The organism is Magnetospirillum fulvum MGU-K5, assembly GCF_000442515.1.
Taxonomy (GTDB): domain Bacteria; phylum Pseudomonadota; class Alphaproteobacteria; order Rhodospirillales; family Magnetospirillaceae; genus Phaeospirillum; species Phaeospirillum fulvum_B.
This window is the reverse complement of record NZ_AQPH01000042.1, coordinates 1-13527: the sequence shown is the minus strand read 5'-3', so window position 1 is coordinate 13527 and position 13527 is coordinate 1. Positions and strand designations below refer to the sequence as shown.

19 protein-coding genes and 1 tRNA gene are annotated in these 13527 nt (G+C 61.3%); 13 read left to right on the top strand and 7 right to left on the bottom strand.

Annotated elements, in window-relative coordinates; genetic code table 11:
• The first annotated feature begins 13 nt into the window (after positions 1-13).
• The 8 genes from K678_RS11215 (at position 14) to K678_RS11180 (ending at position 5338) form a co-directional block, all read left to right on the top strand.
• A complete protein-coding gene (locus tag K678_RS11215; protein WP_021132565.1) occupies positions 14-1102 on the top strand; it encodes a baseplate J/gp47 family protein in 1089 nt (362 codons plus the stop codon).
• Entirely contained in the window at positions 1095-1721 is a 627-nt protein-coding gene (locus K678_RS11210) for a putative phage tail protein (protein WP_021132564.1), read from the top strand. Before K678_RS11215 ends, K678_RS11210 begins: the two co-directional genes overlap by 8 nt.
• Positions 1722-1724: 3 nt before the next feature.
• Complete coding sequence (locus K678_RS11205; RefSeq protein WP_021132563.1) at positions 1725-3173, top strand: hypothetical protein; 1449 nt, start codon at positions 1725-1727, stop codon at positions 3171-3173.
• Positions 3174-3178: 5 nt separating this feature from the next.
• On the top strand, positions 3179-3445 hold the full coding sequence (locus K678_RS11200; RefSeq protein ID WP_021132562.1) for a hypothetical protein: 267 nt from the start codon (positions 3179-3181) through the stop codon (positions 3443-3445).
• A 76-nt stretch (positions 3446-3521) separates the two neighbouring features.
• On the top strand, positions 3522-3875 hold the full coding sequence (locus K678_RS11195) for a phage holin family protein (protein ID WP_021132561.1): 354 nt from the start codon (positions 3522-3524) through the stop codon (positions 3873-3875).
• Complete coding sequence (locus K678_RS11190) at positions 3875-4063, top strand: hypothetical protein (RefSeq protein ID WP_021132560.1); 189 nt, start codon at positions 3875-3877, stop codon at positions 4061-4063. Before K678_RS11195 ends, K678_RS11190 begins: the two co-directional genes overlap by 1 nt.
• 1 nt (position 4064) lies before the next feature.
• The gene (locus K678_RS11185; RefSeq protein WP_021132559.1) at positions 4065-4481 is read left to right on the top strand and encodes a glycoside hydrolase family protein; all 417 of its coding nucleotides are present in this window, start codon (positions 4065-4067) and stop codon (positions 4479-4481) included.
• A 116-nt stretch (positions 4482-4597) separates the two neighbouring features.
• Positions 4598-5338 carry a hypothetical protein gene (locus tag K678_RS11180; RefSeq protein ID WP_155804530.1) on the top strand — a complete coding sequence of 247 codons (741 nt, stop codon included), beginning with the start codon at positions 4598-4600 and terminating at the stop codon, positions 5336-5338.
• 39 nt (positions 5339-5377) lie between these two features.
• Here K678_RS11180 and K678_RS18660 read toward each other — a convergent pair whose 3' ends face one another.
• The 3 genes from K678_RS18660 to K678_RS11170 are packed head-to-tail and all read right to left on the bottom strand — an operon-like array spanning position 5378 to position 7387.
• Positions 5378-6631 carry a MalT transcriptional regulator family protein gene (locus K678_RS18660; RefSeq protein ID WP_155804529.1) on the bottom strand — a complete coding sequence of 418 codons (1254 nt, stop codon included), beginning with the start codon at positions 6629-6631 and terminating at the stop codon, positions 5378-5380.
• Positions 6624-7028 (bottom strand): hypothetical protein, encoded by a 405-nt coding sequence (locus tag K678_RS11175; protein WP_021132557.1) that lies wholly within the window; start codon positions 7026-7028, stop codon positions 6624-6626. Before K678_RS11175 ends, K678_RS18660 begins: the two co-directional genes overlap by 8 nt.
• Before the next feature lie 47 nt (positions 7029-7075).
• Positions 7076-7387, bottom strand: coding sequence for a hypothetical protein (locus K678_RS11170; RefSeq protein ID WP_021132556.1), 312 nt, complete (start codon positions 7385-7387; stop codon positions 7076-7078).
• Positions 7388-7569: 182 nt separating this feature from the next.
• On the opposite strand from K678_RS11170, the gene K678_RS18655 reads away from it, so the two are divergent.
• The 5 genes from K678_RS18655 to K678_RS11150 all read left to right on the top strand — a co-directional run bounded on the left by K678_RS18655 (position 7570) and on the right by K678_RS11150 (position 9713).
• Positions 7570-7644: transfer RNA gene (locus tag K678_RS18655), tRNA-Arg, on the top strand.
• A 376-nt stretch (positions 7645-8020) separates the two neighbouring features.
• Positions 8021-8464 carry an MbcA/ParS/Xre antitoxin family protein gene (locus K678_RS11165; protein ID WP_081673244.1) on the top strand — a complete coding sequence of 148 codons (444 nt, stop codon included), beginning with the start codon at positions 8021-8023 and terminating at the stop codon, positions 8462-8464.
• On the top strand, positions 8461-9150 hold the full coding sequence (locus K678_RS11160; RefSeq protein ID WP_039852872.1) for an RES family NAD+ phosphorylase: 690 nt from the start codon (positions 8461-8463) through the stop codon (positions 9148-9150). Before K678_RS11165 ends, K678_RS11160 begins: the two co-directional genes overlap by 4 nt.
• A 53-nt stretch (positions 9151-9203) precedes the next feature.
• A complete protein-coding gene (locus K678_RS11155) occupies positions 9204-9404 on the top strand; it encodes a DNA-binding protein (RefSeq protein WP_021132553.1) in 201 nt (66 codons plus the stop codon).
• Positions 9405-9713, top strand: coding sequence for a hypothetical protein (locus K678_RS11150; protein WP_021132552.1), 309 nt, complete (start codon positions 9405-9407; stop codon positions 9711-9713).
• A gap of 272 nt (positions 9714-9985) precedes the next feature.
• Here K678_RS11150 and K678_RS11145 read toward each other — a convergent pair whose 3' ends face one another.
• The 4 genes from K678_RS11145 to K678_RS11130 all read right to left on the bottom strand — a co-directional run bounded on the left by K678_RS11145 (position 9986) and on the right by K678_RS11130 (position 13438).
• Positions 9986-10558, bottom strand: coding sequence for a hypothetical protein (locus K678_RS11145; RefSeq protein WP_021132551.1), 573 nt, complete (start codon positions 10556-10558; stop codon positions 9986-9988).
• 19 nt (positions 10559-10577) lie between these two features.
• Entirely contained in the window at positions 10578-11642 is a 1065-nt protein-coding gene (locus tag K678_RS11140; RefSeq protein ID WP_155804528.1) for a hypothetical protein, read from the bottom strand.
• 113 nt (positions 11643-11755) lie between these two features.
• Positions 11756-12724 carry a restriction endonuclease gene (locus K678_RS11135; RefSeq protein ID WP_021132549.1) on the bottom strand — a complete coding sequence of 323 codons (969 nt, stop codon included), beginning with the start codon at positions 12722-12724 and terminating at the stop codon, positions 11756-11758.
• Positions 12725-13174: 450 nt separating this feature from the next.
• Entirely contained in the window at positions 13175-13438 is a 264-nt protein-coding gene (locus tag K678_RS11130) for a hypothetical protein (protein ID WP_155804527.1), read from the bottom strand.
• Positions 13439-13527: the final 89 nt, after the last annotated feature.

Genomic DNA, 13527 nt, shown 5'->3' with positions numbered 1-13527 from the left:
AGGAGACCGCGCGATGCCGATTACCACCGAGTCCGGATTCAGCCGCCCGACCTTTGAGGAGTGGCTGTCCGACCGCCGCGCCGCCTATGTCAAGCAATACGGCGAGTTCGCGGACGATAGCGTCAATGCCCGTTTGGCCGAGCTTGATGCCGAGATGGCGCATTCCTTGAGTGCCCATATCGAGACCGAGGCGGCGTCTTTTTTACCGCTCCGCGCCAAGGGGCAGCGTCTGTTGGATTGGGGCCGATTCTTGATCGGCGATCCCAAGGGGGCGGGGACGGCGACCGGCAAGGTCCGATTTACTGGGGCTGACGGTCGCGACGTCCAGGCCGATCAAATCATGACTCTCGACAGTGGTATCGAGCTGCGCGTGGTGACCGGGGCGACGGTCGCGGGCGGTATCGTCGATCTGCCCGTGTCGTGCGTCGTCTCTGGGACTGGGGGCAATGCTCCCGCCGGGTCTGCCGTGACCCTGACCACGCCGATCCTGGGGCTCGATTCCTCCGGGCTGGTCCTGGCCCCCGGCCTGACCGGAGGGACCCCTGCCGAGACCGAGGATGAGTACAAGGCGCGGATCGTGTCGCGATTGCGCTCTCCGCCCCAGGGCGGCAATGACGATGATTATATCTCGTGGGCGTTGGAGGTGCCGGGCGTAACCCGTGCCTGGGTCCGGCGCGGGGCACGTGGCTCGGGCGAGGTGCTGGTGCTGTTTATGATGGACAGCACCTATCCCGATGGCATCCCGGTCGGCGCGGGCGCCCCGGATTATTCGGGCGACGTGCTGGCGGTCTACCGCCATTTGCTCGCCCAGGCCCCCGATCCGGCTGTGATTTACGCCAAGGCTCCGATCCCCAAGGCGGTCCCCTATGTGATCCACGGCTTGACCCCGGATACCCCGGAGATTCGGCGCGAGATCGAGGCGGAGTTGCGCGATGTCCATGTCCGCCGCGCGACCCCCGGCAAACCGTGGCGCTGGAGCTGGGGGCCGGAGGCGGTGACGACGGCGGCCGGGGCCGATTCGTTTGATGCGCTCGACCCCAATTACACGATCGCTTGCCTGATCGATGAGATCGCGGTGCGGGGGGCGGTGTCCTATGTCTGATCCGACGCTGGACGCCCTGACCGATGCCTATGAGCAACAGCTTGTCGAGCTGCTGCCAGAGGGTCCGGCCTGGGACGGCTTCCGCGCCGCCGATGGGCGGGGCCGCAAGCTGCTGCGGTCCAAGGCGAGCTTGTGGGCCAAGCTCCATGCCCGGTTTGATGCCCTGATGGCGGAGGCGTTGCCCTGGCGGGCGCGGGAGACTCTGGCGACACGGGAGGCCGAGGCGGGCCTCCCCGATATCTGCACGGCAGGTCGGGCCACGACGATTCCCGAGCGGCAGGCGGCGGTGGGGGCCAAGTGGCTCGGCTGCTCGATCGGGCATCGTGTCTCGGATTTCGAGGGGCTGGCGGCCAGTCTCGGATATTCGGCGACGGTGACGGCGGGGGTGCCCTTCCGGTGCGGGGTGTCCCGCTGCGGGGGCGATGAGCTTAACCCCCGTGCCGCCGCCTTCGCGCTCCGCGTCGTCGTCCATGGCCCGCGTAAAACCCGATTCCGCTGTGGGGTATCGCAAGTGGGGGTCGATCCGCTGCTTAAAATCCAGGCCGCCCAGGACCTGGAATGCATGATCCGCCGTCGGGCGCATAGCCACGTCGATGTCATTTTTGTCTATGAGGAGTAAGCGATGCGTGCAGTCCAACCGTTTGGGACCGCGCCGGGGACGCCCTACCATAATGGTGATCCGATGGGCGGGTCTGGCGTGGATGCGTCTTTTTTTAACGTCATCAACGCGGAGATGCTTGGTGTTTTGACGGCGGCCGGCATGGACCCGTCGCTTGACGATGCGGACCTCGGCCAGCTCGCTAAGGCGATCGCCAAGATGGGGGCACGAGCAAACGGCGAGGTCTCCCATTTGATCGACCGGATGGGCCTCCCCGACGATGGGGGGGCTTACGCCCGGCTCGCATCGGCTTTTGCCGCCGGGCGGTTTATCAATATCCCCGGCCTGCCGTCGCTGGGCGCGGGCGGTGACAGCGACGAGATCGCGATCGCGTCTGGTGGTGGGCATTATCGGATCAGCCTGTCCCAGCTTTTTGCTGGTCGGATCGGCTCGCGGCTGCTCGATCAGATCGCGCTCGCAAATATGCGATCGATGCTCAATAGCGCCGTGACGTCTGGCGCTCTAGTCCAGGGTAAGCAGTGGGAGTTGTTGTCGGACGAGTGGGGGGCCTCTAGCTCTAATGCGACGTATCTTAACGTCCAGGGTGGTTTAAGCTATTACAGCAATGTTGCAAATATCACAACATTGTCGTCATCTGGGAAATGGGCCGGATCATCTGCTATTACATATAGTGGATCAAATATCACATCAAATGATACAAATGCGAACCTTCATAGCATAAATTCTTTTGATGGTGACTTTAGTGTAAGCTTTAGTCTTGCTGGTTGCAGCAATTACGGCCCCGTCTGGGATATATATTTCGGGGTTTACCCATCAAGTCTTGTTAGCAATTTCTCGGCCGCTGGAGATGCGGGCGGGATGATGGCCATGCCGAGCGCATGGTGGATTGGCGGAGATGTTGTTACGTCTCCTAAGGTCAGTTATGGATCGACCGTCGGTATTACAACCTTGAGTGGATCGGCGACGACTGTATGGACAATCGGTCGATCAGGGGCAACTTTGACCCTCCGCAAAGACGGGGTAATCGCCTATACCTGGAGTCAGACCAGCGCCGCGCCGCTACAATTATGTGTGGGTGGCAGTACCTCCGCCCAGATTACCGGTATCGCCTGGACTGTACCGGGGGGTGGGGCAGACATGATTTTGATGCCGCCAAGCCCCGTGGCTTTGTCGTCTAGTCCGGCATACGCTGACATGTATGCCCTCTACCGCGACGACAGCGGTGCGTCCACGCTTGGGACCGATCTGACCGCTGAGATCAGCCGTGACGGCGGGGCCTCTTTTGCGCCCGCGACGATTGCCGCTTTGGCCGCATATGACGGCACTTATACCCTGATTCGTGCCCGCGCCAATTTGTCCGGTCAGCCGGTCGGGGTGTCGCTGACTGGGCGGATCGCTGCGCGAAATGGCAAAGTCCAGCGTGTTGCCGCCCCGGCCCTTTACGCGGAGTAAGCCCGATGACCTCCTGGATCGATCCCCTGATCGCCACCATCACGGCCGAACTGGGCTCGCAGAGCCTGGACCCGGCTGACGTCGCGTATGTGACCAAGCGGCGGATGGCCTACGACATCCGCTGGCCTGTTCGTCGCCAGATGGAGGCGCATCTCGATGCCGCCAACGGGAACAGCGCGACGATCGAGGCGATGAAAGCCGAGTTCGCCCAGATCAAGGCCCACCCCTATTTTGCGAAGCCGGGCGGCGATGCCCCGCCCGAGGCGTCGTGATCGCGTCCGCATCCGCCTCTCTCTGCCCCCGCCTCCGGCGGGTTTTTTTATGCCCGCTCGAAAGGCTCTCCCCATCATGCCCTTGTCTATCATCCCCGATTGGCTGCGCGCCGCTGGGGCCGCGCTCGGCCTAATCGTTGCCAGCGTCCTTGCGGGGCGTCTGGCGTGGCACGCCGATCAGGTCCGGCGCGGCCATCGGCGGCTGTGGTCGCGCGAAATGTTTTTAGAGGCTCCGACGATCGGGGCGATGGCGCTCCTCACCTGGGCTCTGGTCGATTACCTCGCCTTGTCGCCCGGACAGGCGGCCGGAGTGGGGGTGGTGCTGGGCTGGCTGGGGCCGAGGGGACTGGAGATCGTCGTGGTCCGTGTCTGGCGCTCTCGCACCGCCGCGATCCCGCCCACGCCGGGCGGAGAGACGGGGGCGGGGTGATGTCTGCCGATATCCCGCCGCCCCGGATCGATACCTACGCCACATGGCACCCCGAGGACGGGTGCCGCATCCATAGCGACGGCCGCCCGATCGGAGTTGCCGCCGCTCTCACTCTGATCGAGGTGCTGGCGGCCTATGTCCGCCACGCCACGACCCATCCGGAGACAGATCATTATGCCCCGATATGACATGCCTAAGTTGCGGTGCGAGTTGCGGCGGGACGAGGCGCTGCGCCTCGTCGCCTATCTCTGCTCGGCGGGCAAGTTGACGCTCGGCTACGGCCATACCGATGGCGTCCAGGGCGGCGATACCTGCACACAGGAGCAGGCGGAGCGTTGGCTCGATCAGGATATCGCGATTGCCGCCGCTGGTCTCGACCGCGCCTTGCCCTGGGACTGGCGCGGTCTGTCCGACGCCCGGCAACGGGCGTTGATTAATATGAGCTTTAACCTCGGCCTGCCCCGGCTGCTGGGCTTTAAGCGGATGCTCTACGCCCTGTCGATCGGGGACTATCCCGGCGCGGCGGCGGAGGCGCTCAACAGCAAATGGGCGGGCCAAGTCGGCGACCGTGCCGCCAGGCTGGCCGACATGATCCGCCGGGGGTAGCGCACGCTATCTGCCGAAAAAATTGTCACAAGGAATTTCAATGAGTTGCCGCCCGGATCGTCCGAGGCGGCTTTTTTGTGTCCCGAGCGAGGATGAGCCCTATGGATATTGATTTGATGACGCTTTTGGCCGCCCTAGGGGTATCTCCCCCGGTCGCGGCGCTGGCCGTGCCGGTCGCCGTCGCGGCGGCCTCGGCGCTCGATGCCGCGATTCCCCAGCCCGCCACCGGATCGTGGTGGATTTGGCCGCGCCGCCTGCTGTCGTGGCTGGCCCTTAATGTCGGCCATGCCCGCAATGCCGCTAGCAAGGACGGACAGGGCGGTCATGCCTCCCTGGTGCTGGGTGTGGCCCTGCTGGCGTCCCTGGGCCTCACGGCCTGCGCCGGGACCGGACAGACCGGCGGCACCGAGTGGAGCGCGTCGCAGACCGCCTATGTCGAGATCAAGACGGCGATCGCGGTCGAGCAGGTCGCGGTCAAGACGGCGGCGACGCCCGGCCTGTCGGAGGCGGTGCGGGCCGATATCCGCGCTGGCGCCCTGGCGCTGGCCAGCGGTGTCCGGTCGCAGATCGAGGTGCTGACCGCCGGGGGCGGTGTCGGCGATCAGGCCAAGTCGGCCGCGATCGCGGCGGTGTCCGATCTGATCGGCCGGATCGTCCCTCTGCTCGACGCGGCCCACGGGTCGGATGTCGAGCCCGAGGTGGCGCTGATCGCGGCGGGCGGCGGGGCGCTGCAATCCCTGCCTGCGGTGATCGGCGCTGTGGTGGCCGTCAATGGCGGCTACGATCCCCCGCCCGAGGCAATTGCCGCCGCCCTGGCCGAGCTGGCGACGGTCTCCGCCAGCGTCGGAGCGATCTGATCGATCGCATGTCTATCTGATGTGTCTGCCGCCGATCCCTTACGGGGTCGGCGGCTTTTTTTGATTCTTGACGCGGCGTTGCTTGAGTCCGCGCTTGTAGAGCGCATTTCTCAGCGCTGAGATACTAACTCCCGTCTCCTTGGATATCGTCGATACTGACCCACCTTGATTCAGGATGGCAACAACCTCATCCCAGGTTAGGTCTCCGCATTTAACTGCGTCTATTCTTTTGCGCGGCGAGCTTGGTTGAGGTGGACGGCGGTGTTGTGGCTTATATGCCGCTATGTGTCTATAAATTGTGCCTAGGCTTATTCCGGTTGCGTGGGAAATATCGACAAAGCTGTCTCCCCGCTCAACCATGGCCTTAACATCATCGCTCTGTAATATTGCTCGGGCGTTGCGAACGACCTTGCGGACCGAAGAGTCACTCCCACGCAATGACGTATAACAAGATTGCCAACTGACGCCTGCAACATCGCCAATTTCTTTGTATGTCGCCCCATTAGCCCGCATATCGCGCGCTTGCTCAATTGTGATTGTCCCAACCATACGACCGCTCGGACCTGATGGCGCGTGTTCAGGGGAGATTAAATCTCGGCGCAAATTCCTCGCGCGGATAAACCACCCGACAGTCCCAAAGGACCTCCCCGCTCGCTGAGCGATCTGTCTGAGCGTAAGCCCCTCATCTAATAGATGCTTGATCTCCGATGATGACAGATTGCCGCATCGGTCCTCTGTCATGCGGGTCCTGGCAACATGCCGCAGCCTGCGGACCGATCCGGCGGCGATCCCGAGATCATCGGCGATGGACGAGATTGGTGCATCTGACATTAGGATAGCCGTCACAGACTCGTCCCGCCACCACCCGGCCTCGCGGCAGCGACGGCCCAGCAAAGCCTGACGATTGGTGCTGATCGCGCCGACAGACACGCTATGCTCGCGGGCAAATTCGTCCGTCGTCATGGTGGCGAGGTCCTCAATACGATCAGACCACCATAGCCACTGATCGGCACGCCAATCGTGTCCCAGCAAACGGCGCATGCGCATGATCGCTCCACGCCCGCATGGGAGGCGGATTTGCGCGGGCGTGTGGCGCAGGCTCTCCAGATAGGCCGCGACGTCGGGGGTCACGATGGCGCGTGGACTGCCTGCTCCGCCTCGGCCGCGCGGCATACCTTGCGGCCAGCCCAGCGACAAATCAAATCCATGATCGGTCGGGCGATGCTCGCGGACGTCCCAGATATCGCCCCAGACGTCCGCAGTCTCGCCGATGATGGTGGCGACCCTAGCCACGATTCTCCCCCGCGATCGCTACGGCGCGGCGCAGGCCGAGCGACAAATCCCCCTCGCCCAGGGCGCGGGCGTCGTCGATCGTCGCTTGATCGAGGCTGACGTTTTTACGCTGCATCCCGGTCGCTCCGTCGGCGGTGGGGCGTCCCGCGCCGGGGCGTCCGCCGCCGTGGGTGGAGACACCCAGCGCGACCGCGACCTTGCGCTGATCGAGCGTCCGCACGGCTCCCCCGGTGATCTGGACATAGACGCCGACCTGGGTCTGAGCCAGGGCGCCCGTCTCTCCGCTGGCCCGGGTGATGGTCCCGAGCATCGTGTATCCACGCGGCGGGACCGGGCAATAGGTGCGCCAGTCGCCGTCAGGATCGACGGTGATACGGCCTCGATTGTCGTGGGTCATAGCAGATTCCTCCGGAGAGGCCCGGCGTTTCCGCCGGGCCGATGGGGTTAGAATTTCAGGGCGGCGCGGGTGTGGGCATCGTCGCAAATCTGCTCGATCGTCCAGGTGTCGTCGTAAGAGCCGGGGACCACGTCGTCAGTGGTAACGGTGTCGCTCCACTCGATCTCTTCGATTTCCGGGGTCAGGCCCAGGGCGGCGGCGGCGCGGAGCCGGTGGGCACCTTCGAGGGCGACCCAAGCGCCGTGGCATCCCATCCACACGGCCTTGATGGCCGGAGCGCCGAGGGTCTGCATTTCCTCGGTCACGGTGGCGAGGTGGTCGGCATCGAAATGATTGTGGGGGAGGATGATGGTGGTCATTTTCGTTTCTCTACCCCTGATTTCCCGAGGTGCGGCTTGAGGCGTCATCGCTCTCTATGACTTGATTTATACACACTAATTCAGGCGGGCGCAAGGGGGGAATATCTGTTTGGGGTTCCGTTTGGGGAAATTCCTCCCAGACTGCCCAAATTCTCCGTTTGTTCTTGATTAATAAATCAATTAAATCAATTGCTTAGGTTAAGATGCGCGGTTTCCTAAACCGTAGGTCAGGGGTTCGAATCCCTTCCGGGACGCCAATTATTCCAATCAGTTAGCGGAAAATCTGGACAAGCTCTAGCCAGTTTTTTGTCAATTTCCCTAGACTTGTCCCTAGCCTGTCCCTAATTTTGGCGTGACGGGGGATGATTGCGGGTGATCGCTCAGGGCTCGTCCCGGTCGATATCCGTGCGGGCCAGGGTGCCGCGTCAGGTGGTGTTCGCCCGCCTGTTTCCCGATGGAGCGATGGCGGCGGTGTAGCTGGGATCGATCCGCCCTCGGTGAAGTCCCCCTTTCGGGGCGAGATCGGCACGAAATCGCCGTGTCACGACACATCCCCTCGTTCACCATCGTTGCATCTCGAAACGCGGTGTCCCATGATTACTCCAGATTTGGAGCTTTCCGGGAGGGAAGATCATGCCACAAGCGGGAAACCACGTCCCGACGCCCCCCAGGGTGACGACCCTTGCCGACAGGCTCGACCCCGCTGTCCGGCGGCGGCTGTCCGGTCCTGGGCTGCGGGCGTTCTTTGCCATCACCGATGGATGGAAGCTGGCGGCCAAAAGCCAGCGCATCCTTCTCGGCTCCGTGCCCGAGTCGACCTTCCATAACTGGAAAGCCGGAAAGCATGGTCCGCTGTCCTACGATCAGCTTGAACGCATCTCGCTGGTGCTGGGCATCCATAAGGCGTTGACCTTGCTGTTTGCCGAGGACGAGAACGGCCAGACGTGGCTGCGTCAGCCCAACGATGAAAAGGTGTTTGGCGGGAAATCGCCGCTGGATCGCATGCTGGTCGGCAGCATCGACGACCTGTACCGGGTCCGCCGCTATCTCGATGCATGGCGGGGCGTTTGGAATTGACGCCGCCGGTTGCCCGCGTGGCGGGGATCACGCACCGGCTGGTCTCAACCCGCTATCCACCTGTAGGCATCTTCGATTCGGTGGCGAGCGGGGACGATTTGGTGGCCTTGTTCGAGTTGGAAGGCTGGACCTCCGACCGCCTTGGGGCCGAGGTCGGGAAATTGGAGATGCTGCCTCAATCGGAATGGGTAACGGGGGTGCAGGGTGCCACTTCCATCATGGCCGCGTTCTGCTACCCCAGTCCCGAGGGTGGCCGGTTCACCGGTCCAGATTTGGGGGCATGGTATTGCGCCCTCGACCTTGAGACCGCCATTGCCGAGACGGCTCATCACAACCGGCGACGGTTGCTCAAGGCGGGGATGCTTCATGCCGTGATCCAGATGCGTCAGCTTGTCGCCGAGGTCGATGCGGCTTTCCATGACATTCGCGGCCAGCAGGCGATCCGGCCCGAACTTTATGACCCAAACGACTACGCGGCCTCCCAGACGTTCGCGGCGGACTTGAGGGGCGGCGGTTCGAACGGCATCGCCTACGACAGCGTGCGGCGGCAAGGCGGGCACTGTTTGGCCGTGTTCCGCCCGAGACTGGTTCCCGCCGCCTTGCAGGGTGACCATTGGGAATATAGGTGGAATGGGAGCCCTGAACCCGTCGTGACGCGGCTGACCAACAAGGGGACAGGCGGTTGAAGAGGCCCTGTCGGCCCGATGCCTCGCATGGGATGGACTCACAAGGTAACGCTATGAACGTCAATACGATCAAAACCCCCAAAGATCACAAGGCCGCACTGGCAAGAATCGACGAACTGCTGGACGCTGAGGCGGGAACATCAGCGGGCGCGGAACTCGAAGCGCTGGCCATTCTGGTGGAGCGGTACGAGGAGGATGCCTTCCCAATCGATCCGCCGTCCTCACTCGACGCCATTCCGTTCCGCATGGAGTAGGTGACGACCGTCAAGCATGCCTCCCCAGAATCAGGACTGAACGCCGTGACCACCTGGAATTACCGTATCGTCCGCCATCACCAGCCGAGCGAATGGTTCGGCCTGCATGAAGTCTTCTATGACGAAGCAGGGTGCCCGACGTCGATGACGGCCAATCCGGTTGATTTTGTTTGCGATGGCGATGAGGGGCCGGAAGGGATTATCGGTTCGCTGGAAATGGCGCTGACCGATGCGAAGAGTCGCCCGGTCCTGGACGAGTGCGATGTCGTCGGCCCGCCCGCAGAAATTCAGCCTCACGCCGTCGAATGACAGCCGCCCGGCCTGCGATGGAGGGAGATGTGGTGCCTGATCGTGACGAACTGCTGCGGGCGCAACCGAAGTTGGGAAGGCGGCGGCATTGATGCGGCAGGTGAAAGAGAATCTGTTGTTTTCGCTTCGCTCGGCCTCGCCGCGACAAAGGGCTTTATACGGTCGTAAGCCATCGTTCGTGCGCAGGGGCGAATGAAACCCCCGCCAGATCGGCTTCTGCTACTCAACGGGGCGGCCGCCCCGGACCGGCAACGTTCGTCGGGTCCAGATTTTTAGTGTTGTATCTGCCTTCCGTACCCCTCGCGGGGCATAAAGGGTGAAGCCTTGTCAGCCTCATCAAGTCGCGCAGCAACTTCCTTCGCATGCTTCCGCTCGACCGCTCGGATCATCAACGTGGATTGCAACTCGACCAAATCATAGTCCCCGCGAACAACATTCACCGCCCTCGCTAGAGTGAAGGCGACCAAAAAAGTCAGCACGCCCGATATTAATCCTGAAATGACCCCCTTTGCCTCAAGTCCGACGGTTAAAGAAGATGCTGCTTTTAGAAAAAGTTCGATAAAATTAAGGCCGATAATAGACATAAAAGCAAGGATGATGAGAGCTATCATCCTCCTCATGACTATCTTTACGGCGAAAGAAAGGTCTCTTATCTCCTGAACTTCGAAGAAGTCGGTGTTCGTGATTGGCATGCCGCGCGCGAGACGAACGAACACTGCGGCGCCCAGCACAGAGAGCGCCATCATCGTTCCCTGACGAATGTCACCCCAATTTCGCGGCTCCATCACCAGGGGGGATATAACCGCGAGGCCGAGGGGCACAGCCACCTGCAACCACCTGCTCATCGGCTTGTTCCCGTGTTGTTCAGGCCGTGATCTTACCATCCTCAACGAAACGGTGGTACACCCTAATCAGTTGGTTACGGGCATCCACAAGGTCAAGCAGCATGCTGCCATCCCGGATCCGTTTGACCGGCATGCTGGTCTGGAGGCGGGCTTCATCGCCCTTGATCGCCCCGTCCTTCCCCCGGATACGCACCTCACCTTCGGGCATATTTCGCAATCCAGACGCCAGATTGCGCATGAACTCCTTTTCAAATTTCCGCTTCTTCGCCCTGTAGCCGATGTTGACAGTAACATCCAAAGCAGCGTCTGGCGGGATGCTGTCCATCAGCTTCTTTGCCTCCATCGGCCCAAGAAGGTCTTCGATGATCTTTTTCCCTTTGTCGAACATGGCCCGAAGGTCGCCGACAGTGCTTCGCTCAACCACCTCCACCGTCTTTCCCGATGTGGGTGCAGGGTGAACTGTTTGTTCGTCGGTATCCCTGACGGTCTCAGGAATTAATCCTCCGATCTCTATACTTGTGACGTCTTCTAGGTCTCCGCCTACGGAACTGATATCAAAGGCCGCCTGCAATTCAACAAAATGATCCCGTTCTATGGTTTCAGTCTCGTCACGAAGAAGCCAAGTTAGGTATTCCTCCATTCCTTTTGTTTGCATCGCAGTGTGCTGAATCATAAAGAAGTGGTCGTTTACAGCCAGCCAATATGCAATTCCCCGTAAATACTCCATTCCATCAGGTGCGCGGTCTTCAGCGATGTCTACAGCTTCAATGGGGACCCGCCCGGCTTCCTCGGCACCCTCTCTGCGCTCTATCTCAATAAGTGCCTGCATCTCTCCTGGCGTAAATACACAAACATTTCCGAATACAACCTCATCATTAGAGTGGTAGTCGTTAATGAATCTTCGATAGTCTGGCGTCCTTGGTACGCTAGCAATACGCAATCTCCAGTCTTTAGAGTATTTTGTTCCATTCTTATGCGACATTTCCATCGCATCGATAATTGATTTAGCAAGTGTTTTTTGTGGGAAAACATCGCCGTCTCTGCGCAATCTTCTGTAATGAATCGTACAATATTTACTGTCCATGGTCCGTCAGCCTCTTAGTCAATATCCAGCGCAACCCGCTACCGCAGCACCTCGGAGACCACGCGAGGTCTCCGAAACCTCGATTCTTGCCCGCTTCGCCACAACGAAGCGGGTCATGGCGGATATCGAGGGGGGAAAGCGGGCGGTTTGCTGTGCCACCGGACCAATCCGTCCATATCGACCAGTTCCAGGCGGTCGGACTTTTCCGCCGATTCCATCGCGGCACTGGTGAAGCTCGAGGTGGTCACCAGATAGCCGCGCGCGGCACCGTTCTCCTCGATCACGCCTTTGAACTGCTGCACCAGCGGGCCGCCGACCGGATTGTCAGGGCTGTGGCGCTTGCATTGGATCACAATCAGGCCGTCTGGGTGGTCGACAAAGCCGTCAACGCCCAGGTCGTTCGACTTCCTGGTTGCCCATGCCTTCACGCCCTCGGACTTGAAGAAACTGACGACGTGCAGTTCGAAGTCGAACGGATCCATGCTCAACAGCTTCTGGCGGAGTTTCACCTCGGCGGCGGGCATGGTGAAGCGCCGGGAATCGATCGGCTCGTCGCGCATCGCTGCCTTCAATTCGGCGCTGGTCCGGCGGGCGATTTCGTCGCGGGCGATGATCTCCAGAACGCCCATGAGATACGGCGCCGCTTCCTTGTGCTTGGCCAAGCTCTCCAGGATGGAAGTGATCCCAGCCGACCCGAGGAACACCAGCAGCAGGACCGGCAGTCCGAGAGCGCCGCCCAGAGCAGCAACCCCAGCACCTTGACCACCAACAAAGGGCGCGGCCAACAGCGTGACCGGGACGGCGATCTTGACCGACAGAGGAAGGTCCGAGTTCTTGAAGTTCTTGACCGTCTCCACGACGCTGCGAGCCACGATTCCCACCGACTTCTTGGTGTCAGTCAGGGCATAGAGCGCGGTGAACTTCTCTCGTTTTGTGCCGTCGCTGGCCAGGACGTCGCGCGATCTGGAAAGCCAGTCTGAGATTTCGTGGCGGTCTTCTTCGTTCGAAATCTTGCTGATCGTTTGGGAGAATACCCGGATCAGCCATTCCCGAAGACGATCATTCGTTGAAGCATCCGCCATAATTGGAACTGTCCTAAACCATATCGAGCTTTAAGTTTTCCTATGCGCACCTAATGGCAGAAATCGTGACACGATCAGATACACGGGGCAACAGCCGTTGCTGTCCCGGAAACGAAAAACCCCCACACCGGGGGGATGGTGCGGGGGGCTTTCGAGGGGAACGCGATCTTGGGGGGAAGTTCGCGCTTGGATCCGAAGGAAGACTTGTGAGTGGCTGAGGCTCAGAAGCTTGTGATGATAAAATGCCAGCAGCCGGGTTACCGCATCGTGGCGCGGGGATGATATTTTTGTAATGGTTCAAAAGAGGGCGGCCATCTGGGCGCCGGGGCGGTAGGCAACGAGGACGGGCACATTTTCCTTTAGAGAGTCCCCTTTATAGGAAAATGTGCCCGTCCTCCGGGTGCTGCGGCAGGAGGGCAAGCCTCGCCTGACTGGCCCGAGGTGCCGGTGTCATGCCTGATCGGTTCGGCTCCCCACCTCGGTCGCCATCGGGTCCGCCTTCACCGGATCGCTGTCTGAGGGCACCGGCTGTGCTGCGCCCGCTCGCATCCGGGCGACCGACTGCGCTGCCGCCATCTCTAGAGCCTTGTCCGCGACCATCTGCGCCTTGGCCAGCATCTCGAGTTTCTGCGCCTTTGGCATGTCCCAGAAATTCGTGCGACCTGACGGTGTTGATGAGTCTGTCGATTGCGGCGCGGACTTCGTGGTCGACATCAGCATTATCCTTTCTGCCCCAACGGACATCCTCGACAACGCCGAGAATCGCCTCGCGCTCGACCGGCGACAGGCCCAACTTCATGCCT

Coding starts and splice junctions, on each gene's coding strand:
- K678_RS11215 (WP_021132565.1), top strand. CDS start 14: ATGCCGATTACCACCGAGTCCGGATTCAGCCGCCCGACCTTTGAGGAG.
- K678_RS11210 (WP_021132564.1), top strand. CDS start 1,095: ATGTCTGATCCGACGCTGGACGCCCTGACCGATGCCTATGAGCAACAG.
- K678_RS11205 (WP_021132563.1), top strand. CDS start 1,725: ATGCGTGCAGTCCAACCGTTTGGGACCGCGCCGGGGACGCCCTACCAT.
- K678_RS11200 (WP_021132562.1), top strand. CDS start 3,179: ATGACCTCCTGGATCGATCCCCTGATCGCCACCATCACGGCCGAACTG.
- K678_RS11195 (WP_021132561.1), top strand. CDS start 3,522: ATGCCCTTGTCTATCATCCCCGATTGGCTGCGCGCCGCTGGGGCCGCG.
- K678_RS11190 (WP_021132560.1), top strand. CDS start 3,875: ATGTCTGCCGATATCCCGCCGCCCCGGATCGATACCTACGCCACATGG.
- K678_RS11185 (WP_021132559.1), top strand. CDS start 4,065: ATGCCTAAGTTGCGGTGCGAGTTGCGGCGGGACGAGGCGCTGCGCCTC.
- K678_RS11180 (WP_155804530.1), top strand. CDS start 4,598: ATGACGCTTTTGGCCGCCCTAGGGGTATCTCCCCCGGTCGCGGCGCTG.
- K678_RS11175 (WP_021132557.1), bottom strand. CDS start 7,028: ATGACCCACGACAATCGAGGCCGTATCACCGTCGATCCTGACGGCGAC.
- K678_RS11170 (WP_021132556.1), bottom strand. CDS start 7,387: ATGACCACCATCATCCTCCCCCACAATCATTTCGATGCCGACCACCTC.
- K678_RS11165 (WP_081673244.1), top strand. CDS start 8,021: ATGCCACAAGCGGGAAACCACGTCCCGACGCCCCCCAGGGTGACGACC.
- K678_RS11155 (WP_021132553.1), top strand. CDS start 9,204: ATGAACGTCAATACGATCAAAACCCCCAAAGATCACAAGGCCGCACTG.
- K678_RS11145 (WP_021132551.1), bottom strand. CDS start 10,558: ATGAGCAGGTGGTTGCAGGTGGCTGTGCCCCTCGGCCTCGCGGTTATA.
- K678_RS11140 (WP_155804528.1), bottom strand. CDS start 11,642: ATGGACAGTAAATATTGTACGATTCATTACAGAAGATTGCGCAGAGAC.
- K678_RS11135 (WP_021132549.1), bottom strand. CDS start 12,724: ATGGCGGATGCTTCAACGAATGATCGTCTTCGGGAATGGCTGATCCGG.
- K678_RS11130 (WP_155804527.1), bottom strand. CDS start 13,438: ATGTCGACCACGAAGTCCGCGCCGCAATCGACAGACTCATCAACACCG.